Annotated in this window: 22 protein-coding genes and 1 tRNA gene; 12 read left to right on the top strand and 11 right to left on the bottom strand. The window is 62.0% G+C overall.

The window, feature by feature from the left end:
• Window positions 1-5: 5 nt before the first annotated feature.
• From CGK74_RS06835 to CGK74_RS06805, 9 genes are all read left to right on the top strand, one after another.
• Complete coding sequence (locus tag CGK74_RS06835; protein ID WP_079890275.1) at window positions 6-473, top strand: hypothetical protein; 468 nt, start codon at window positions 6-8, stop codon at window positions 471-473.
• A 52-nt stretch (window positions 474-525) separates the two neighbouring features.
• Window positions 526-741 (top strand): hypothetical protein, encoded by a 216-nt coding sequence (locus tag CGK74_RS18750; RefSeq protein WP_075123232.1) that lies wholly within the window; start codon window positions 526-528, stop codon window positions 739-741.
• Window positions 742-921: 180 nt separating this feature from the next.
• Window positions 922-1,347 (top strand): hypothetical protein, encoded by a 426-nt coding sequence (locus CGK74_RS06830; protein WP_075123233.1) that lies wholly within the window; start codon window positions 922-924, stop codon window positions 1,345-1,347.
• Between the two features lie 69 nt (window positions 1,348-1,416).
• Window positions 1,417-2,235, top strand: coding sequence for a hypothetical protein (locus tag CGK74_RS06825; RefSeq protein WP_197731400.1), 819 nt, complete (start codon window positions 1,417-1,419; stop codon window positions 2,233-2,235).
• Window positions 2,236-2,238: 3 nt separating this feature from the next.
• Entirely contained in the window at window positions 2,239-2,832 is a 594-nt protein-coding gene (locus CGK74_RS19025) for a hypothetical protein (protein WP_176978485.1), read from the top strand.
• The gene (locus tag CGK74_RS19020) at window positions 2,795-3,058 is read left to right on the top strand and encodes a hypothetical protein (RefSeq protein ID WP_197731401.1); all 264 of its coding nucleotides are present in this window, start codon (window positions 2,795-2,797) and stop codon (window positions 3,056-3,058) included. Before CGK74_RS19025 ends, CGK74_RS19020 begins: the two co-directional genes overlap by 38 nt.
• 98 nt (window positions 3,059-3,156) lie before the next feature.
• Entirely contained in the window at window positions 3,157-3,432 is a 276-nt protein-coding gene (locus tag CGK74_RS06815) for a HigA family addiction module antitoxin (RefSeq protein WP_206186202.1), read from the top strand.
• Between the two features lie 243 nt (window positions 3,433-3,675).
• On the top strand, window positions 3,676-4,818 hold the full coding sequence (locus tag CGK74_RS06810; RefSeq protein ID WP_094267735.1) for an STY4528 family pathogenicity island replication protein: 1,143 nt from the start codon (window positions 3,676-3,678) through the stop codon (window positions 4,816-4,818).
• A gap of 810 nt (window positions 4,819-5,628) precedes the next feature.
• Window positions 5,629-6,492, top strand: a complete 864-nt coding sequence (locus tag CGK74_RS06805) for a phage integrase N-terminal domain-containing protein (protein WP_094267734.1) — start codon at window positions 5,629-5,631, stop codon at window positions 6,490-6,492.
• Window positions 6,493-6,499: 7 nt separating this feature from the next.
• On the opposite strand, the gene CGK74_RS06800 is transcribed toward CGK74_RS06805, so the two are convergent.
• On the bottom strand, window positions 6,500-7,297 hold the full coding sequence (locus tag CGK74_RS06800) for a hypothetical protein (protein ID WP_102053793.1): 798 nt from the start codon (window positions 7,295-7,297) through the stop codon (window positions 6,500-6,502).
• Between the two features lie 313 nt (window positions 7,298-7,610).
• Between CGK74_RS06800 and CGK74_RS06795 the strand changes: the two genes are divergently transcribed.
• Complete coding sequence (locus CGK74_RS06795; RefSeq protein WP_094267732.1) at window positions 7,611-7,961, top strand: hypothetical protein; 351 nt, start codon at window positions 7,611-7,613, stop codon at window positions 7,959-7,961.
• Window positions 7,962-7,976: 15 nt separating this feature from the next.
• Window positions 7,977-9,497: a conjugal transfer protein TraG N-terminal domain-containing protein gene (locus CGK74_RS06790; protein WP_094267731.1), complete on the top strand. Its 1,521-nt coding sequence runs from the start codon at window positions 7,977-7,979 to the stop codon at window positions 9,495-9,497.
• Window positions 9,498-9,504: 7 nt separating this feature from the next.
• Here the strand turns inward: CGK74_RS06790 and CGK74_RS06785 are convergent, their stop codons facing one another.
• The 10 genes from CGK74_RS06785 to glcD all read right to left on the bottom strand — a co-directional run bounded on the left by CGK74_RS06785 (window position 9,505) and on the right by glcD (window position 18,623).
• Window positions 9,505-9,894, bottom strand: a complete 390-nt coding sequence (locus CGK74_RS06785; RefSeq protein WP_094267730.1) for a DUF3742 family protein — start codon at window positions 9,892-9,894, stop codon at window positions 9,505-9,507.
• A 216-nt stretch (window positions 9,895-10,110) separates the two neighbouring features.
• Window positions 10,111-10,365, bottom strand: coding sequence for a Txe/YoeB family addiction module toxin (locus CGK74_RS06780; RefSeq protein WP_075117074.1), 255 nt, complete (start codon window positions 10,363-10,365; stop codon window positions 10,111-10,113).
• On the bottom strand, window positions 10,362-10,613 hold the full coding sequence (gene yefM, locus CGK74_RS06775) for a YoeB-YefM toxin-antitoxin system antitoxin YefM (protein WP_075117073.1): 252 nt from the start codon (window positions 10,611-10,613) through the stop codon (window positions 10,362-10,364). Before yefM ends, CGK74_RS06780 begins: the two co-directional genes overlap by 4 nt.
• Window positions 10,614-10,710: 97 nt before the next feature.
• Window positions 10,711-12,144, bottom strand: a complete 1,434-nt coding sequence (locus CGK74_RS06770) for a tyrosine-type recombinase/integrase (RefSeq protein ID WP_476718179.1) — start codon at window positions 12,142-12,144, stop codon at window positions 10,711-10,713.
• Window positions 12,145-12,303: 159 nt separating this feature from the next.
• Window positions 12,304-12,379: transfer RNA gene (locus CGK74_RS06765), tRNA-Gly, on the bottom strand.
• A 199-nt stretch (window positions 12,380-12,578) separates the two neighbouring features.
• Entirely contained in the window at window positions 12,579-14,279 is a 1,701-nt protein-coding gene (locus CGK74_RS06760) for an L-lactate permease (protein WP_094267729.1), read from the bottom strand.
• A 43-nt stretch (window positions 14,280-14,322) separates the two neighbouring features.
• Window positions 14,323-14,727, bottom strand: a complete 405-nt coding sequence (locus CGK74_RS06755; protein WP_094267728.1) for a GlcG/HbpS family heme-binding protein — start codon at window positions 14,725-14,727, stop codon at window positions 14,323-14,325.
• Between the two features lie 68 nt (window positions 14,728-14,795).
• The gene (glcF, locus tag CGK74_RS06750) at window positions 14,796-16,013 is read right to left on the bottom strand and encodes a glycolate oxidase subunit GlcF (RefSeq protein WP_094267727.1); all 1,218 of its coding nucleotides are present in this window, start codon (window positions 16,011-16,013) and stop codon (window positions 14,796-14,798) included.
• A 43-nt stretch (window positions 16,014-16,056) separates the two neighbouring features.
• Window positions 16,057-17,124, bottom strand: coding sequence for a glycolate oxidase subunit GlcE (glcE, locus tag CGK74_RS06745; protein ID WP_094267726.1), 1,068 nt, complete (start codon window positions 17,122-17,124; stop codon window positions 16,057-16,059).
• A complete protein-coding gene (glcD, locus tag CGK74_RS06740; protein ID WP_094267725.1) occupies window positions 17,124-18,623 on the bottom strand; it encodes a glycolate oxidase subunit GlcD in 1,500 nt (499 codons plus the stop codon). The genes glcE and glcD overlap by 1 nt, the downstream gene beginning before the upstream one ends.
• 237 nt (window positions 18,624-18,860) lie before the next feature.
• On the opposite strand from glcD, the gene glcC reads away from it, so the two are divergent.
• A complete protein-coding gene (gene glcC, locus CGK74_RS06735; RefSeq protein ID WP_094267724.1) occupies window positions 18,861-19,649 on the top strand; it encodes a transcriptional regulator GlcC in 789 nt (262 codons plus the stop codon).
• Window positions 19,650-19,657: the final 8 nt, after the last annotated feature.

Genomic DNA, 19,657 nt, shown 5'->3' with positions numbered 1-19,657 from the left:
GACGCATGAGCATCATCACATCGTCAACCGGCATCATGTCCGTACAGCCTGCGCAGACCATCACAACGGGCAGTGCGCAGTCTCCCCTTGGAAATACTCAGCCAGATGACGCAGGCTCTGTAAAAATTTCAATGGCTGGCCTTATGATGGCTGGGCAAGCCAACAAGAAAACATCAGGGAAATACGACGACATTGAAAATAGCGGCCTCCCCGATGAAGTGCAGCGCATTCTGAAAATGATCCGCGACCTTAAAGAAAAGCTCAAGGCTGAACAGGAAAAACTCCAACAGATCATGAACGATGCCAGCCTTAGCGACGAAACGCGACAGGTGAAAGTTGCGCAGAGCCAGGCAATGATCAATGCGCTATCTGGAGCGTTGGCAGATGCAAATCAAATGCTGGCAAAAGTTACCAAAGACCTTAACTTAAGCAAAGAAGATTTAGTGAAGGTGGCAGCGCTTGCAATGAAGTAATGATGCCCATTTCGATACGCCGAAGACCGAAGCCGCGCAGGTCAGGCTGGATATGAGCGTCCGGCTGGCGGTCATCCTCTACCGCAACGAGCAGGGCATCGTGGTTCCGCCCCAGGTTTTGGCGACGGACAATAACGGTTCAACTTATGTCATGTTCCGCGCCACAGCAGGCGCAACGCCAGCGAATGTTCCTGCCGTGCCTGGACAGGCGATCACCCAGGGCGTTGAGGTGCAAGGGTTGCAGGCAGGGTATGTTCTGGCGCCATGAGCACGACGAAAACTTACGCAAAAAAATGCAGAAAAAACAGCCAGGAAAGCTAAAGAATTCTCATTTACCGCCGTTAATTTAGATGTTCTTCCGCTGCCGGGGAGACCTGGCAGGTCAGGTACTTGCCTGAATGCTGAGGGACAAGCGCTGTAGAGATTATCAACCTTAAAAGGACATTTTATGAAACTCGCTAAACTGTTCGGAGCAGCCGCTCTCTTCGCGTCGATGGTCGCAACCGCCCACGCGGCCAATACTACTGTCACCGTTAAGGTGAAAAACTCCACCACCACCGAAGCAGCATACACTTACGAGTACTTCTCAGGTAGCGTCTCGCCGACGCCAGGCTCGATCCTGCCGTCCAATACAACAACTTTCTACCTGACCAGCGTTGCAGATACGGTTTCTGGCATGCGCTTCGTCTACGCTTCCGGCAACAAGAAATGCCGTTTTGCGGCATCGCACCAGGTCAACCCAAGCACCAAAGTACCGAGCTGGACCAAGACCGGCACCAGCATTGGCACCACTCGCGCCACCTGTAATGCCAACATCACTGCGGCCCAAGCTGGGCTTCCGTACAACTATACAGTCGAATTTGAAATCAAGTAATTCGGCATTTCTCTAGGCTCTCTGGCCGGGGATAGCTATGCTGTTATCTCCGGCTTTTGGAGTATTGCTATGAATATCACGATCAAATCCTATCAGGCGAGCATTCCCGCACAAGTGCCTGCCCAGGAAATACCGCGTTCGGACAACACTACAAAGTCCATCGCTGAAAACACCAACTCGAGCACTGCCGCAACCGTCTCAATATCCAGCTCCGCACAAGCCCGCTATATCCAGAGCAGCGCAACCGAGCGCCAAGCTGCCATGTCGCAAGGTGAATTAAAGCAGCTACACTCAAGTACATGGTCTGATATATACAATTTCAGCCAACTTCTCGGCAGCAAAAATTACAATAAAGATGATTTGCTACCACAAACAGATGATCCCGCACGATTGGAACTGGGAAAAAAATCTCTGGAATACGCCATTTCCCTTCATCAATCCCCCCCGGGGAATGCTTCTAACCCTTTTGCTGGAATGGCCCGAAATGATCTGAGTGCCGTGGTCTATGATGACTCCGGAACATACACCATGGCCGAGCGATATGCTGCCTCAGCAGAACTCCGCATGCAGGACGAGGCATATTTCTCCAGCCTGTCAGCCAAACTAACAAATGGTGGCGATAATCGTGATTTTTTCAAAAGCATTCTGGACTACTTCGATGATCTGCCTCCGGTAGAAAAGGCAGCCTACCCGGATGGTTACAGGGACAGCATCGACAGTCTGTATCAAGAACAGCTGGATCAATGGGGACCGCTCGCCCTAATCAAACAAGCAACCGAGGAAGACACCGAGAAACTCTCTGAAAGCATCTTCAAAGAAGGTCAGTCATCGCAGGAAATGCTGCAAGCCGTCCTGGAGAAAGCGATTGGGCTTTCTAAGGCACAATAAACCATGAACATCTCGATCAAATCTTATCAGACGAGCATTCCCGCAAAAGCGCCTGCTCAGGAAGGCTTGCGATCGGAGAACACTACAAAGTCCACTACTGAAAACACCAACTCAAGCACTGCCGCAACCGTTTCAATATCCAGTTCCGCTCAGGCACGCTATATTCAAAGCAGTGCTATCGAGCGACAGACATCCATGTCACAAAGCGAGTTGAAGAGCCTATATGCAAAAGGACAGAAGGATATTTATAATTTCGGACACCTTATTGCAGGCGGGAGCTATAACAAAGACGACTTACTTCCAAAAACAGACGATCCCGCTCGATTGACTTTAGGCCAGAAGTCTCTGGATTGGGCCATCGGGCTATCCCAATCCCCGCCCAAGCATCTTTCCAATCCGTTCGCAGGCATGGCTCGAAATGATTTGAGCGCCATTGTCTATGATGATTCGGGAACTTACACAGAAGCAGAACGATATGCCGCTTATGGGGAACTTAGCAAGCAGGATGAAGCATATTTCTCCAGCCTGTCAGCCAAACTAACAAATGGTGGCGATAACCGTGATTTTTTTCAAAAGCATTCTGGACTACTTCGATGATCTGCCTCCGGTAGAAAAGGCGGCCTACCCGGATGGTCACAGGGACAGCATCGATAGCCTGTACCAAGAACAACTAGACCAATGGGGACCGCTCGCCCTAATCAAACAAGCAACCGAGGAAGACACCGAGAAACTCTCTGAAAGCATCTTCAAAGAAGGTCAGTCATCGCAGGAAATGCTGCAAGCCGTCCTGGAGAAAGCGATTGGACTTTCTAAGGCACAATGATAACCGGATAAGCAAAACAGGCTTTTATCGTCCAACCGAGCAACGTGCGCATCCATAACGCTTGTCCCTCTGCTTGGAAGCCGGAGAACGTTATCCCCATGCACAATCCACCTCACCCAGGCGAAGCACTACGCCTTGACGTACTTCCAGCGCTGGGCATCAACGCCGATGCCCTGGCTACCCACCTGGGATTCAGCCCCCGCCATCTGCGTGCCGTACTGAATGGCCGCTTGCCTGTCCGTGCCGAACTCGCGCACCGACTGGAACTGGCTGGACTGGGCAGCGCTCGCCAGTATCTTGCCGAGCAACAAGCCTGGTCGTTGTGGCAAGCCAGGCAACGGCCTCACCCTCCCATTATCCGACTGTACCCCTGACTTTTGTTATTGGCCTGAATGTGTGAGTCAAGCGGTTGTAACCGCGTGAATGCTGCTTTGCCTGTTCATGCCCGAGTGCATCGGAAAGGCCCCGCCGTCGCGCACCGAACGTCAGCGGCCACAGTCTGACGGCGGTATGAAATAGGGTTGTGCCGCAGAACCTATTGTTGCCTGACATGAAAACAGAACTCCAGTGAGATGCAGGGCATCGGGCGAACCCGCCTGCCATTCTGGAGAACTGACATGACGCACCCTCACAGCAACGCCTCTGCAGGCGAGACCTTACTTGGCACTCCTACCGCCCTGATGCTCGACACCCGCCTGACGCCCCTTGAACGCAATGGCTGGCAGGTGCTTCGGATGCTGCGTGCCGCTGACGGCCTCAGTCCGCTGGCGAATCTTGGACAACTGCGCCGCTACCTCACCTCGATCCCGCTGGGCCAGCGTGCTGGCTACGAGACCGCCTGGCGCGTACTGGTGGTGCTGCGCTTGACCGGCTGGATCAGCCTGATCGGCCAACACCGCGACCCACTGACCGGCCATGTATTGAGTGAGCTGTACCAGGTACACGACCACCCTCTCAGGTTTGCCCAGGCCTGCGAACTTGATGCCAGCCTGCCGGATTTGCTACACGAATCAGAACGCCACGAAAACAATCAGGTATCACGGGTAGCCAGCCACATCCAGGCCACGATGACGGATGAAAAGCCCGGCCCTGTCGCTGACGACGATCATAACGATCCGCCGCCACCGGCATCGACGGCGACCGGGCAGCCTCAACCTGCGGATACCGACGCCCCGGAAGAACCAGCCAACGCATCCGCCAATCCAATGGCCGTTCTGCCACAGAACCATCGCGCCCGGCAGACCATTCAGGATTCTGCGCCTACGTATAGTTTGTATAAGTATAAAAAAAGTACGTACTGCGCGGGCGAAAACGAAAAATCCAGTTCCGTGCAGTTGCCACCCTGCCTGATCGGCGTCAAGCCCAGGCAGCAACAGGATATTCAGGCGGCGCTGCGTCAGTTGCCTGAGCAACAGCGTCAGGATGTCCTCGATGAATTGCAGGCCCGCAGTCAGAGCGGCGTGGTACGCAATGCCATCGCCTATTTCTTCGGGTTGATCAAGCGGGTACTGGCCGGAGAATTCCGTTTTTGGGCGGGTCGCAGGCTGCGTCAGCCTGCCAGCCCTCCCGCCCCGGCAAAGCCCGCCGTGGTCGCCACTCAGCCGACTGCACCACCGTCCCCCGCGTTCAAGCCCGCAGCCCCGGAAGTCGTCAGGGCACACCTCGCCAACATTCGCAGCATGCTGGGCAAGCCCACGGATGCCAGTGAGCTTGCCGCCCGGCTCATGCAGGACAAAGGGTGGCAGCCTGATCCAGCATGAGCAGGCGCAAACCCTGGCGCTGCCTGACCAGGCAGGGCGGCCTGATGGCCTGACGGGTCGGGCAGCCGACAAGGCCGCAGGCCGCGTCAGTGGCACAGCCATCGGGAACAGGCCCCGCGCCGCGACTAACCGAGCAAGACGGCGGTCACATGAACGCTCATTGCCTGCGCCAGATCGGGCAACGTACGGCTGCCGGGTCGTCACTGCACACCGCAGTGACGACACGGCGAACTGCAGCAACAATACGGGCTGGCGCAGCATCGCATTGTCTCTGTCGCACATGATGATGGCCGGGCGATACTGTCCCGGCAGTGACCTACCGGCAGGTACAACGCCGGACATGCTGGCGCAGTTTCCATGCGCCGTCATTGCGCGGGCCGTACCCATCCGGCCACCCCAAAGGCACCGGCTTCTGCAAGTGCCTGTCCGCAAGGATGAAGCCACCCCAGGTGCGCCAGGCTCGTTCGCGCGCCGCCCTGCAACAGGGTGAGCCACCGTTCTCATCAAGCCATCCGGCGTCGTCCCATCCGCCGCAGCGTCCTGCTGCCTGTTTGTCCCATGCCCGCTGTCGTCATCAGCCGGGAGCTGTCCCTTATCCCATCCACAGGAGGTTTATCCATGCACTACGCACCATGACTGGCTGCCCGGTCTTCCCACAGGAAGCAAGGCGGACGCCTCATACCGAGGCAACGGGTGTGCTGAGCACCCAGACCCTTCGCCCTTCGGGGATCTCGCCATAGCGAGTTGGCAATAACACTAACCGATCAAGTTCTCAGCATGACGCTACACCCAGGACACAGGAGGCAGGCGGTGGATGATTTGACCTGGACGCTGAAACAGCTGTGCCGACGCAACCGTGACGGCAGCTTCGCCACACAGGCCGACCGGCAGCGCTCCCTGACGCTGATGGCCCGCCAGTTGCGTGACGCGGGGTTCAACCAGATGCAGGCTCGCTCGCTCAAGGGCAAGCACGTCGATGCGCTGCTCAACCAGTGGCAGGCACAGGGGCTGTCGACCGGCACCCTGAAAAACCGCCTGAGCCATCTGCGCTGGTGGGCCGAGAAGATCGGCAAAGGGGGGCTTCTGCCTGCCGACAACCGCCAGCTCGGCATTCCTGAGCGCCAGTACAGCACCAACCAGAGTAAGGCACAGACCCTGGACGAGCGCCTGGAGGCCATCCGCGATGCGCATGTGCAGATGAGCCTGCGCCTACAGGCCGCCTTCGGGCTGCGCCGCCAGGAGTGCATCAAGTTCCAGCCGGCCTGGGCAGACCGGGGCGACCACATAGCGCTAAAAGGATCATGGACGAAGGGCGGTAAACCACGCAGTGTGCCCATCACCACGCCGCAGCAACGGACGGTGCTCGATGCGGCCCGGACGCTGGCGGGCGCCGGTTCGCTGATCCCGGCGCACAAGTCCTATATCCAGCAGCAGCACGTGTATGACGGCCAGTGCAAGGCGGCAGGACTGAGCAATATGCACGGCCTACGTCATCAGTATGCCCAGGCAAGATATGAGGCACTGACCGGCTGGCAGGCGCCGGCTGCGGGCGGGCCGACGGCGCGCGACCTGACCCCGGCCCAGCGCCAGGTCGATGCGCAGGCTCGCCAGATTATCAGCCATGAACTCGGCCATGAACGGCCCCAGATCGTCACGCTGTATGTGGGGCGCTAGTCGCCGGCTAGCCTCGTCGCATCCACAGTTCATACGCCTGGCCCGAGAGCATGAAGTAGGCCGCACCGAGCAGCATGATCAGCAGCACGACACCGCTGATACGAGCGGAAAACCGGGTGTACCGGGCCAGGGCAAACCAGAGCGAGGACAGCGTGCCGCTGGCCCGCTGGTTCATCAGGGCGAGGTAATGTAGCGATCGGAGTGCCGCAGCAAGCGTTGCGCCGATCCCCATCACGACCCCGAAGAGCTGAGACAGTATCCAGATCCGGTGCTCGTCCTCCAGTACATCAAAATAGTAATCAATGATCCCGTAGCGGAAAGCCGCCTCACGGGCGCCGGCAATAATGCCTGCTTGCGCCAGTTCGGTCAGGTAGATGGAGGCGCCCACGGCAACCAGGGGCGTGAAGATGTACCAGCCCCATTCCGCGCTGTTGTATTGCCCCCGGATGGCAGAGGCCAAACCAGCTGCCAGGATAAACGCCGTGCAGGAAAACACCCCACTCAGCCAATAGTGCAGGATGTCACTGGCGTAACGGCTATATCCCCAGATGACAACGGCCACGACCAGAAATAGTGCGCCAAGGTAAGCCCACACGTCGTCCGAAGAAGAGGATGTTCCCCGGCCTTGATTCACCACGACCGTTTGCCTGAAGGTGATAACGGTCTGCTGCACTGTGACAGGTGCCGCAGGCGAAGGGGTGTTGTTGAATCCGCCAAATAGCAGCCCCAATATGGCGCCCACAAGTGGGGAAATAACGGCACTTTGTACAAGTGGGTTATTGACCCAGGTAACAAACGCGTCCAATCAATGCTCCTTTACATGTTATACCGACCCGAAAGAAAAGCCGCCTGAAGAGCAACGCTGCCATTAAATGACAACTCACTCCGAAGACGGCTTGCTTATCGGGCCTGCTGCAATTCTCTGTATTTTTATACAGATTAAATCGCAAAGCGAGCATTACACCTTGAACTGCGCCACCATGCCATTGAGTTTCACCGCAAGGCATGACAGATCCTGGGCGGCAATGCGGTGAGGGTGAATGCCGCATTGTTTGTCGAAGAACACGGCGGTTTGTCATGAACTGCCCGGAGCGTTCCTTTGCTCCGGAGAAACTGTCATGCCCTCGCCGTTCTCACCCACCAAGCCTGATCGGCCATTGCGTCGCTTGCTCATCATCATGGCGCTGCTGGTCGCCAGCCTGTTCGTCCTGGCCTTCGTGGTCGCCTTTGCCGGCATCCATTTACTGGGCGGTATCGAGAACTGGCAACAGTGGCTCGACGATCACGCCGGGCACTTCTTTGTCTGGCGCCTGTGCCTGTACGCCGCCGTCCTTGCCGTCTGGCCCTGGGTACGTCGGCGCCGCCTGGCGCGCGATCCGCAATCACACCGGCAATTGCGCCGGGTCGAGGTGCTGGGCGTGCTCGCCATCGTCCTGTCCGAAGCCAGCAACTGGCTGCGACTGCACTAAGGCTGGTGACGAGCCATGACATTGCTGACAACCGATTATCTGGAGTATTACCTGACGCTCGTCGCCTGGATCGTGCACAACGGCATCTGGGCCATCGTGGTGACCAGCGGAGTGATCGCGCTGCCGTTCCTGGCCATCATCCTCGGCGAGTGGCTGAACGTGCGAACCGAGGGTGCCGACGAGGGCAACAAGGGCATCCTGTCGTCTCAACGCATCGAGAACCGTATCTGGGTCGCCATCGTCGTGGTGATGTTCGCCTGCGTGCCGACCATCGACGTAGATCTGGCGACTATCAAGTTCGATACCAGTCGTTCGGCCCAGTGCCAGGTGAACGTGCCGCTGCCCACCGATACCGGCTGGAGCCAGTCCTTCACGACCCTCAACAACCAGAGCGCGAAGGTTCCGGTGTGGTGGGTATTCATGCACGCATTGTCGCGGGCGGTGACCGGCGCCTCAGTGGCCGCAATTCCCTGTGGTACTGACCTGCGGCAAATGCGCATGGAGATCAACGCCACCCGCATCGCCGACCCGGTTCTCGCGCAGGAAGTGGCCGACTTCACCCACGACTGCTACGGCCCGGCACGCGCCAAACTGTTCATGAGCCGCCCCGATCTCGACGACAACCAGATGCACGACGTGACCTGGATTGGCTCGCGCTTCTTCACCGACACTGCAGGCTATTACGACACCTATCGCGCCCAGACCCCACGCGACGGCTGGACCTACGACAGTGACCGGGACGCTGGCCTGGCCCAGGTGCCAAGCGGTGCCGGCTACCCCACCTGCAGCCAGTGGTGGAACGATGCCGGCAACGGCCTGCGAGCCCGCCTGCTGCAGCAGGTTGAGCCCGGCCTGCTCAGCCGGATTGCGGGCTGGGCCGGTTTTCTGAGCCGCACCGAAGTAGATGACTCGGTGGTGCGTGCCATTGCCGCCCCGGGTCGACAGAAAATGAATCTGGGCAACGTCTACGCCGATTACGGCGGACAAATTGAGAAGACGCTGCCGAACATCGTCACCCGCGCCGCCGGCGATGTGGGGATGGCGGTGGGCAGCCTGGCCTATTTCCCGGCGATGGACGTGGTGCGCCAGGCGTTGCCGATGGTGATGTCGCTGCTCAAGCTGGCGCTGATCATCAGCACGCCACTGCTGTTCACCCTGGCCACCTACGATATCCGCGCCTTCGTCACGATCAGTTGCGTCTACTTCGCGCTGTACTTCGTCGATTTCTGGTTCGAGCTGGCCCGCTGGGTCGACTCGACCATCCTCGATGCCCTGTATGGCTGGGGCATGGGATTCAACCGGCCGCACATGAACTTCAACATCATGATGGGGCTGGATAACACCTTCGGCGACATGCTGCTGAATTTCGTCATGGGCACCATGTTCATTGTGCTGCCGACGTTTTGGGTTGCCGCATTGGGCTGGGTGGGCGTACGCGCAGGTGGAGCCTTGAAAGGACTGAATGACGGAACCAGCGGTGCCGGGCAGGCCGGCGCGAAGGGGGCCTCAGCAATGTCTGGCGGTACGCTGAAATAGCCCGCATCTAGTCCTTGTCGTATCGGGGATCGTAGTAGCTGGGATCTGGCGGGTCGTTGTAGAGATTCGGGTCGTAGCCCGGATTCTTCATGTGCTCGTCAGGGTCTGGAATTACCCAGTCCTGATCATGATCGGCACCAGTGCTACGGCCTGCATGCGCCAACAACGCAGCGCCCAGGAACACCAGGGCCACCCAGAACGCAAGGTACAGCAGCACCAGCACGGCGACGATCCTGAATGCCCAGGGCAGGATACGAGCAAGCGTCCGCGGCACGCCATGCCCGGTCAGCCAGGCCACAAAACGGGCCTCCTGGCGCAGGAACGCCCGGTAGCCGCTCCCCAGCCACTGGCCCAGTTTCCAGGCAGTGCGCGGCCTCTGTGTGTCGTGCTGCGGCATGATGGATACCTCGCTGGCTCAGCAACCTTGCCCTGGGCCTTTGCTGCCTCTGCCTTCAAAGGGAAACGGCAAAGGGCCTCAAGGGGTTGCGACAAGGGAAGAGGCTCAAGGGTCAAAGGCCCTATCCGAAAAGGCCAAAAGGCACAAAAGCCTTCCTCCCGCATGGAGCCGGCACAACCGGTGCAGCTCCTTCACCGGGCCGGCTGTCTCCGGCCATCAATAGTGATAACGGCAGGCGGCAATCAGCAGCGCCTCGTCCGTCACCGAATACACAAACCGGTGCTCGGCGGTGATCCGCCTCGACCAGAAGCCCGCCAGGTTGTGGCGAAGCGGCTCCGGCTTGCCCTTGCCCTCGAAAGGGGTGCGGCGGGTCTCCTTGATCAGCTCGTTGAGCTTCTTGACCATACGCTTATCCGCCTCTTGCCAGTACAGATAATCGTCCCAGGCTTGCTCAGACCAGATCAGCTTCACTCGGCGATATCCCGCTCGACACCCTGGCCACGCTTGAGGCTGTCAATCGAATCCATCAGGCGGCGCGCGTTGGCCGGCGAGCGCAGCAGGTAAGCCGTTTCCTCCAGCGCGTTGTACTCCTCCAGCGACATCAGCACGCACGCCTCGCCGTTCTGGCGGGTAATGAGGGTAGGCACGCGATCCTCGACGGTCTGCACCATGGTGGCCGACAGGTTCTGCCGGGCTTCGGTATAGCTGATAGTGCGCATGGCAACCTCTCTTTCATATGTACAGCTCATTGTACATCAAGCGAAATCCGATTACCAGATTTCCATGCCACTGGCAAGCCACCCCGAAGCCCCTGCATCAGCCCACGATATGACGCTGCAGCACGCCGTCCACCGGCTGCGGCAAACGCCCCTGCGCCAGCAGACGCAGATAGCTTTCGATCCCCGCCATGCTGTGCGGCGCCGCCTGCGGGAGCACAGGCTGAGCGATCGGCTCGCCACGCTCGCAGGCATCGAGCCGGTCGGCCCAGTCCTGCATCATCATCCGGCGCTGCTCCACATAGTCCGCATGGTTGTAGGCCGCGCGGATCTTGTTGGGGTCGGCATGTGACAACTGCACCTCGATCCATTCCTTCGGGTAGCCCAGTTCATTGAGCGCCGTGGAGATCGTCGCACGGATACCATGCCCGGTCAGCAGGTCGGCATAACCCATGCGATGCAGTGCGCCATTGAGCGTGTTTTCACTGATGCGTTCCTTGAGGCGGCTGCGATGCGACAGCAGGTAGTGCTGCGCGGGGCGACGGGCGTGCTCGTCGAGCAGCACACGCACGATGTCGATGGCCTGCTGGGGCAGCGGCACGATGTAGGGCGGAATGGTTTTGCCTTCTCGGCGCAGCTTGACCTGTAACTGCTTGACGATAACGGGCGGGATGATCCACAGCCCACGCTCCAGGTCGAACTGCTCGGGCACCGCCTGGCGCAGCTCCCCAGTACGCACGCCGGTCAGCAGCAACAGGCGCAGGCCCATCCTGGTGACTTCCTGGCCGCCATAATTGCGCAAGGTCTGCAGGAAGGCCGGCAGCTCGTCCATGCGCAGAAACGGGTTGTGCGATACGGGCGGTTTGGGTGCGGCCACGATATCGAGGTCGCTGGCCGGGTTGTAGCGCAGACCCTTTTCGACCATCGCATAGCGGAACAACTGATTGAACCAGATGCGCACCTTCTCGGCGGTAGTGAACGCCTTGCGCCGCTCAATGCGACGCAGTACATCCAGCAGGTGCGGATTGTCGATATCGAAGATGGACAGCTTGCCCAGCCAGGGCAGCACGTCCTTGGCAAAAATGCGGTCGATCTGCGACAAGGTGCTCTGGCGGCCGGTTTTCAGGCTCAGCGCCTTGAAGTCGCGCCAGGCCTTGAAGACAGATGCAAAGGTGTTCAGGGGGGCGGCCAGCTCCGCCGCTTTGACCTGCAGACGGTGAACACGCGGATCAACGCCACGGGCAACCTGCGCTCGCAGGTCGTCGCGCTGCTCGCGCGCCTCCTTGAGGGACATTTCCGGGTAACTGCCAACGGCAACGCGCTGTTGCTTGCCCAGCCAAGTGAAGCGGAAGTGCCACTTCTTGGCCCCTCGGGCGGTGACGAACAGCACCAGGCCGTCCGTATCGTTGAGGGTGTAGTCTTTGCCGGTGGTCTTGGCCTGCCGGACGACGGCATCGGTTAACGCCATGGGTACGCCTCCTTCTCGGGTTGAGGAGAGGTGTACCGTGCTCAGGGGCAGTGACTCAGCAAACAATCCGCACCAGCAACCGCCCGGATTTCATGTACTGTTTCGTGTACTGATCGGGCGTGGTTGACAGTGGAATTGAGTAGCTTTCGCTAGACATTCCCCAGGGCTGAAACCCTGTTGAATCAAGAACCTATAGACTTTGGTGGACGTCTATAGATGAAGAATTGGAGCGGGAAACGAGTCTCGAACTCGCGACCTCAACCTTGGCAAGGTTGCGCTCTACCAACTGAGCTATTCCCGCATTTGGACTAATCCGGCAGGTCTGATGTGGCTTTCCAGAACCGTTCAAACCACGCAGCCATGCGGGCTGCGGCCGTTTTGTCCGTTTCGTCGAAGGCGGTGTTCTGCGCTCGACGGGGGCGAACTATACCGGGCTTCGCCCCCGCGTGCAACACCCCGGAAACACAATTTCGACGCCGGGGTGCGCTCTGCCGTGGCGCTCAGCGCGCCGCGTGGATGGGGTCGGTGACCCCCAACACGTACATCGCGATCAGGCCGATGGTGCCGGCCGCCACGAGGTAGTACAGCGTCGGCAGGATGGTCTTGCGCAGCGTCGTGCCTTCGCGGCCGAGCAGGCCCACGGTGGCCGAGGCGGCAACGACGTTGTGGATGGCGATCATGTTGCCGGCGGCTGCGCCGACCGACTGCAGCGCCACCATCATCGCGCCCGATACGCCGAGCAGACCGGCGGTGTTGAACTGGAACTGCGACAGCATCAGGTTCGACACGGTGTTGGAACCGGCGATGTACGCCCCCAGCGCACCGACCCACGGCGCGAAGAAGGGATACACGCCCCCAACGCTGTCGGCCACGAACTGCGCCATCGCCACCGGCATCGACACCAGACCCGAGGCGTTGACGCCCGAATTGATCAGGATACGCACCATCGGGATGGTGAAGATCAGCACGAAGCCGGCGCCCAGCAGCGTACGGCTGGACTCATTCACGGCCTTCACCAGTTCACGTCCGGTCATGCGATGCAGGAAGAAGGTGATCAGCACGACGAACACCAGGATGCCACCCGGCAGGTACAGGGGCTCCAGATTACCGCTGACGCCCTTCTCGCCCAGGATGTCGACCCAGCCGAACTTGATGCTCAGCAGGAAGGCCTTCAGCTCCGGGATGATGCGGGTGGCGACCAGCACCGCGGCCAGCAGCAGGTACGGCGCCCAGGCCATCGGCGTGGAAATCGGCGTCTTGCCGGCGACCTGGTCGAGCTTCATCTCGATCTTGCCCATCCACTCGGCAGGCCACTCGCTCGGGGGCGCGAAGTCCCAGTTCGTCTTGGGCAGCAGGAAGCCCTTCTTGGCGGCCGGCACCACGATGGCCAGGCCAACCAGCGCGCCGATCATCGACGGGAACTCGGGGCCGAGGAACACGCCAGCCAGCATGTAGGGCACGCCGAAAGCGACGGCCGTCAACAGCGCGAACGGCGCCACGGCGAGTCCTTCCGCCCACGACTTGTTTCGGCCGAAGAAGCGGGTCATGACCATCACCATGATCAGCGGCATCAGCACGCCGACGATGGCGTGGGTGATGGCCACGCGGCCGGTGATCATCATGAAGAAAGCGTCCCAGTTGCTGCCCAGGCTTGCCAGCTGCGTGGTCAGGCCGCTCTTGTCAAGGCCGGCACCGACGCCGACCAGGATGGGCGTGCCAACCGCGCCGAACGACACCGGCGTCGACTGCACCATCATGCCCAGCACCACCGCGGCCAGCGCCGGAAAGCCGAGCGCGACCAGCAGCGGCGCGGCCACCGCGGCCGGCGTGCCGAAACCCGAGGCGCCCTCGATGAAGCAGCCGAACAGCCAGGCCACGATCAGCGCCTGCACGCGGCGGTCGGGGCTGATGTTGGCAAAGCCACGGCGGATCGCGGCGATGCCGCCCGAATGCTTCAGGGTGTTGAGCAGCAGGATCGCGCCGAAGATGATCCACAGGATGCCGACCGTGAGGATCAGGCCCTGCAGGCTGGACGCGAGGACACGGTTGAAGCTCATGTCCCAGGCCCACAGGCCGATCGCGGCGGTGATCACATACACCATCGGCATCGCGTAGCGCGCGGGCCAGCGGAAGCCGATCAGCAGCACGCCGGCCAGCACGAGCGGCAGGAAGGCGAGCAGTGAAAGCGTTGTCTGGTTCATTGGGGGTCCGTCTCCGTATAGTCGTTTTGGTCGCGCCGGGCCATCAGGCCAGGGCGGCGATACCCGCACGCGCGATCTGCGCATCCTGGTCGGATTTGACGCCCGACACGCCGACCGCGCCGATCACCTGGCCGTCGGCGATGACGGGAACGCCACCTTCGAGCATGCCGCTGATCTCGGGTGCGGACAGGAAGGACACGCGACCGCCGTTGATCATGTCCTCGTAGAGCTTGGATTCGCGACGGCCGAGGGCTGCGGTGCGCGCCTTCTGCGGGGCGATGTAGGCGCCGATCGGCGCGCAACCGTCCAGACGCTCGAGCGCCAGCGGATGGCCCCCGTCATCGACGACGGCGATGGTGACCGCCCACTGGTTCTTGACCGCTTCTTCGCGCGCTGCGGCAACGATGCGGACAACATCTGCATGGGTCAAAACATATTTGGTCTGCATGAGCAGGCTTCCTCTTGTGGGAATGGAGGTAAAGGGACGCCGGGCGAGGCACGCCCGGCGACGTGGGGTCAGCCGAGGGCTTCCTCGACGATCTCGATCCAGTGACGCACAGGCGTGCGACCGGCGCCGTCGAGGTGGGTCTGACAGCCGATGTTGGCGGTCACGATCAGTTCGGGTTTGCCGCTCTCGAGCGCATCGAGCTTGTTGTCGCGCAGCTTGCGCGACAGCTCGGGCTGGGTCAGCGAATAGGTGCCGGCCGAGCCGCAGCACAGGTGGCTGTCGGGCACGGGCGTAAGGTCGAAGCCGAGACGGGACAGCACCCCTTCGACCGCCCCGCCGAGCTTCTGCGCATGCTGCAGCGTGCAGGGGCAATGGAAGGCGAGGCGCTTGTCACCGCGGATGCCGAGCTTCTCCAGCGGCTCCGCGCGCAGCACCTCGACGAGGTCCTTCGCCAGCGCGCTCACGCGTGCCGCCTTGGCCGCGTAGGCAGGGTCGTCGCGCAGCACGAAGCCGTATTCCTTGACGAAGGCACCGCAGCCACTGGCCGTCTGCACGATGGCTTCGGCGCCCGCCTCGATGGCGGGCCACCAGGCGTCGATGTTGCGTCGTGCGCGGTCGAGGCCGGTGTCCTGCGCATTCAGGTGGAAATCCACCGCGCCACAGCAACCGGCCTCGCGCGCCGGCACCACGGTGATGCCAAGCCGGTCGAGCACGCGGGCCGCAGCCGCATTGGTGTTGGGCGCAAAGCCGGGTTGCACGCAACCTTCGAGCATCAGCACCTTGCGCGCATGCTGGCTTGTCGGCCGGGGCTTCGCCGGTGACTTGTGACGCGGCAGCTTGCCCGCGAGCGACTCGGGCAGCACCGGGCGCACGGCTTCGCCCATCTGCACCAGCGTCTTGAACAGCGTCGGACGCGGCACAACAGTGCGGAGCGCGGCGCGCTGGACAACCTCGCCCAGCGGGCGCGGCGCCCACTGCTCGATCGCGGCGCGGCCGAAGTCGAGCAGCTTGTGGTACTGCACGCCCGACGGGCAGGTCGTTTCGCAGTTGCGGCAGGTCAGGCAGCGGTCGAGGTGCATGCGCGTGCTGGCGGAGACCTCACCGCCCTCCAGCATCTGCTTCATCAGGTAGATGCGGCCGCGCGGGCCATCAAGTTCGTCGCCCAGCAACTGGTAGGTCGGGCACGTGGCATTGCAGAAACCGCAATGCACGCAGGTGCGCAGCACGCTCTCGGCAACGTCGGCGCCGGGCAATTTGCGCGCGGCTTCGCTCAGGTTGGTTTGCATGGATCGTTCTCTGGCGGATTCGGTGCGGGGTCGGCGGCGTGCATCAAAGCCCGTCGTACATGCGGACGGGGTTGAAGATGCCCTGCGGGTCGAGCTGCTCCTTGAGCCGTCGGTGATAGCGCATCAGCACCTCCGGCAGCGGATGCAGCGGGCTTTCCGCGGCGCCGGGCGTGAAGCAGCAGGCATGGCCACCGGCGGCAGCTGCCGCAGCGCGCACGGTCGCGGCAGGGGCGTCGGTCTTGAGCCAGCGCTGCGCACCACCCCAGTCAATCAATTGCGCGCCCTTGGGCAGTCGCGGACGGCTGTCGTTGGCAACCGAAACCCGCCACAGCGGCGCGGGGGTCGAGAAGAAATCGAGCTTCTGTTCGCGCAGCGCCATCCAGAAAGCGGCAGATGCCTCTTCGCCACCGAGATGCTCGCGCGCAGCTTTGACCGAGCCCTCCCCGCCCTCGAGCCGCAGCATCAGGCCCTCGCCGTCGTGGCAGGCCGCGGTGATCGGCAGTGGCTGCTGCCCCCACTCTGCAAAGCGCACAAGCGCGGTGTCGACGTCCATTTCCAGTCGCAGCGTGAGGCTGCTGCGCGGCTTGGGCAGGACCTTGAACGACACCTCGGTCAGCAGCCCCAGGCAACCCAGGCTGCCCGCCATCAGGCGCGACACGTCGTAGCCGGCGACGTTCTTCATGACCTCGCCGCCGAAACGCAGGTGCTTGCCGTGGCCGGTGATGACGCGGCAGCCGAGCACGAAGTCGCGCACGGAGCCTACCCACGGCCGGCGCGGACCGGACAAGCCTGCCGCCACCATGCCACCCACCGTCGCGCCCTCGCCGAAGTACGGCGGCTCGAAGGCCAGCATCTGGCCCGACTGGTCCAGTACGGCTTCAAGTTCGGACAGCGGCGTGCCGGCGCGCGCGGTTACCACCAGCTCGGTCGGATCGTAGCTGACGATGCCTCGGTGCGCGCGCGTGTCGAGCAGCGCCCCGCTCGTCGCGCGGCCGTAGAAGGACTTCGTTCCCCCGCCCTGGATCAGGACCGGCGTGTTGGTTGCCAGCGCGGTGCAGACCTGCGCCAGCAGATCCTCGCTGCGGTCGGCGTCTCGTACTTCCATGTTCATCAGAAACGCTCCAGTTCCGGGAAGGGCATGTTGCCCTGATGCACGCGCATGGCGCCGTTCTCGGCGCAGCGACGCAGCGTCGGGATGTTCTTGCCCGGGTTCAGCAGGGCGTGCTCGTCGAACGCCGCCTTCACCGCGTGGAAGAAACTGAGTTCATCGACGTTGAACTGCACGCACATCTGGTTGATCTTCTCGCGGCCCACGCCATGCTCGCCGGTGATCGTGCCGCCCACGGCGACGCACAGTTCCAGGATCTTGCCGCCGAGTTCCTCGGCGCGCTCCAGCGCGCCCGGCTCGTTGGCATCGAACAGGATAAGCGGGTGCATGTTGCCGTCGCCGGCGTGGAACACGTTGGCCACGCGCAGCCCGTATTTTTCGGAGAGCTCGGCCGTGCCGCGCAGCACCTTGGGCAGATGGCGCCGGGGGATGGTGCCGTCCATGCAGTAGTAGTCGGGCGACATGCGCCCCACCGCCGGGAAGGCATTCTTGCGCCCGGCCCAGAACAGAGCGCGCTCGGCTTCGTCGCGCGCCAGGCTCACCGCCGTGGCGCCCGCCTCGTCCAGCACCGCCCGCACGCGCTCGATGTCTTCGGCCACGTCGAGCTCGACGCCATCGAGTTCGCACAGCAGGATCGCCTCGGCCTCGACCGGGTAACCCGCGTGGATGAAGTCCTCCGCGGCCTGGATCGCAAGCTTGTCCATCATCTCCAGGCCGCCCGGGATGATGCCGGCGCCGATGATGTCGGCCACCGCCTTGCCCGCCGCCTCCACCGAGTCGAAGCTCGCCATCAGCACCCGCGCCACGCGCGGCTTGGGCAGCAGCTTCACCGTCACTTCGGTGACGATGCCGAGCATGCCTTCCGAGCCGGTGAACAGCGCCAGCAGGTCGAAGCCCGGCGCGTCGAGCGCATCCGCACCCAGCGTGATGCGTTCGCCCTCCATCGTGAGCACCTCGATCTTCATCACGTTGTGCACCGTGAGGCCGTACTTGAGGCAGTGCACACCGCCGGCGTTCTCGGCGACGTTGCCACCGATCGAACAGGCGATCTGCGACGAGGGGTCGGGGGCGTAGTACAGCTCATACGGGGCCGCCGCCTGCGAGATCGCCAGGTTGCGCACGCCGGGCTGCACCCGCGCGTAGCGCCCCTTGGGGTTCAGTTCGAGGATGCGGTTGAAGCGCGCCATCACCAGCAGCACGCCCTGGGCCAGCGGCAGCGCCCCGCCCGACAGCCCCGTGCCCGCGCCGCGCGCCACCACCGGCACGCGCCGCGCGTGGCAGATACGAAGGATGGACTCGACCTGCTCCACCCGCTCGGGCAGCACCGCCAGCAGCGGCATCGTGCGGTAGGCGGCAAGGCCGTCGCACTCGTAGGGGCGCAGGTCTTCCTCGCGGTGGAGGATCAGCAGGTCGGGAATGGCCTGGCGCAGCTCGGCAAAGAGATCGGCACGATCCACCTTGCTCAGCGGGCCATCGATTTCCTCGTTGTACAGAATGTTCATCGCGGATCCGTCCGGACGTCGTTTCGGGGGCACCATCCGGCTTCGCACGTGCGAGCCGGTGGTACTGCCGCGAAATCCTAAGTCCATTACCCGGACGATCCAAGCATTCTTCTACTGGTCGTACCAGTTTTTTTGGCCTATCGTTTCACCCTCGTTACAAAAGAGCCCGTAGGCTCCGCGCCATACGGACTTATCGGGGCATCAGCCGCCCCTCTCTGCGCAACTGGTCCGACCACTATGGAAAATACCCCCGAACGGCGCGCCGGCGTCACTGAACGCCAGCAGGTCGCCGATATCGTCGCCGAACGCATCGAACGCCTCATCACCGACGGCGTGCTCAAGGTGGGCCAGGCCCTGCCCTCCGAGCGCCGCCTGTGCGAAAAGCTGGGCACATCGCGCTCTGCGCTGCGTGAAGGGCTGCGGGTACTGCGGGGACTGGGCATCATCGAGACGCGGCACGGCAGCGGCTCGTTCGTCGCACGCCTCTCGGCCGAGCGCGACAACAGCCCGCTGATGCACCTGTTCAGCACGCAACCACGCACGGTCTACGACCTGCTGGAGGTGCGCGCCCTGCTCGAGAGCGAAGCGGCGCGCCTGGCCGCGCTGCGCGCCACGGTGGCCGACCTTGTCTCGATCCGTCGCCGCTACGAGGACATGGTGGCCCGCGAGCAGGACACCCGTTCCACCTCGCCCGAAGACCACGCCCGCCTCGACCACGACTTCCATCGCGCCATTAGCGAGGCATCGCACAACGCCGTGCTGGTGCACACCCTGCAGTCGCTGTCGGACCTGATGCTGAGCAGCGTCTTCGCTTCAGTGAACAACCTCTACCACCGCCCTGCCCACAAGCGCCTCATCGACCGCCAGCACCACCGCCTCTACCAGGCGATCATGGACCGCCAGCCCGAACGCGCGGAGCGCATCGCGCGCGAGCACATCAACAGCGTGCGCGAGAGCTTCATGGAAATCGAGCAGGAAGAGCAGCGCCTGGTACGGGCAACGATGCGGCTCGAGGGATGGCACTGAACCCGTAG

It is taken from the genome of Thauera propionica (assembly GCF_002245655.1).
Classification (GTDB): domain Bacteria; phylum Pseudomonadota; class Gammaproteobacteria; order Burkholderiales; family Rhodocyclaceae; genus Thauera; species Thauera propionica.
The sequence above is the reverse complement of the archived record's forward strand: the minus strand, read 5'-3'. Positions and strand labels throughout refer to the sequence as shown.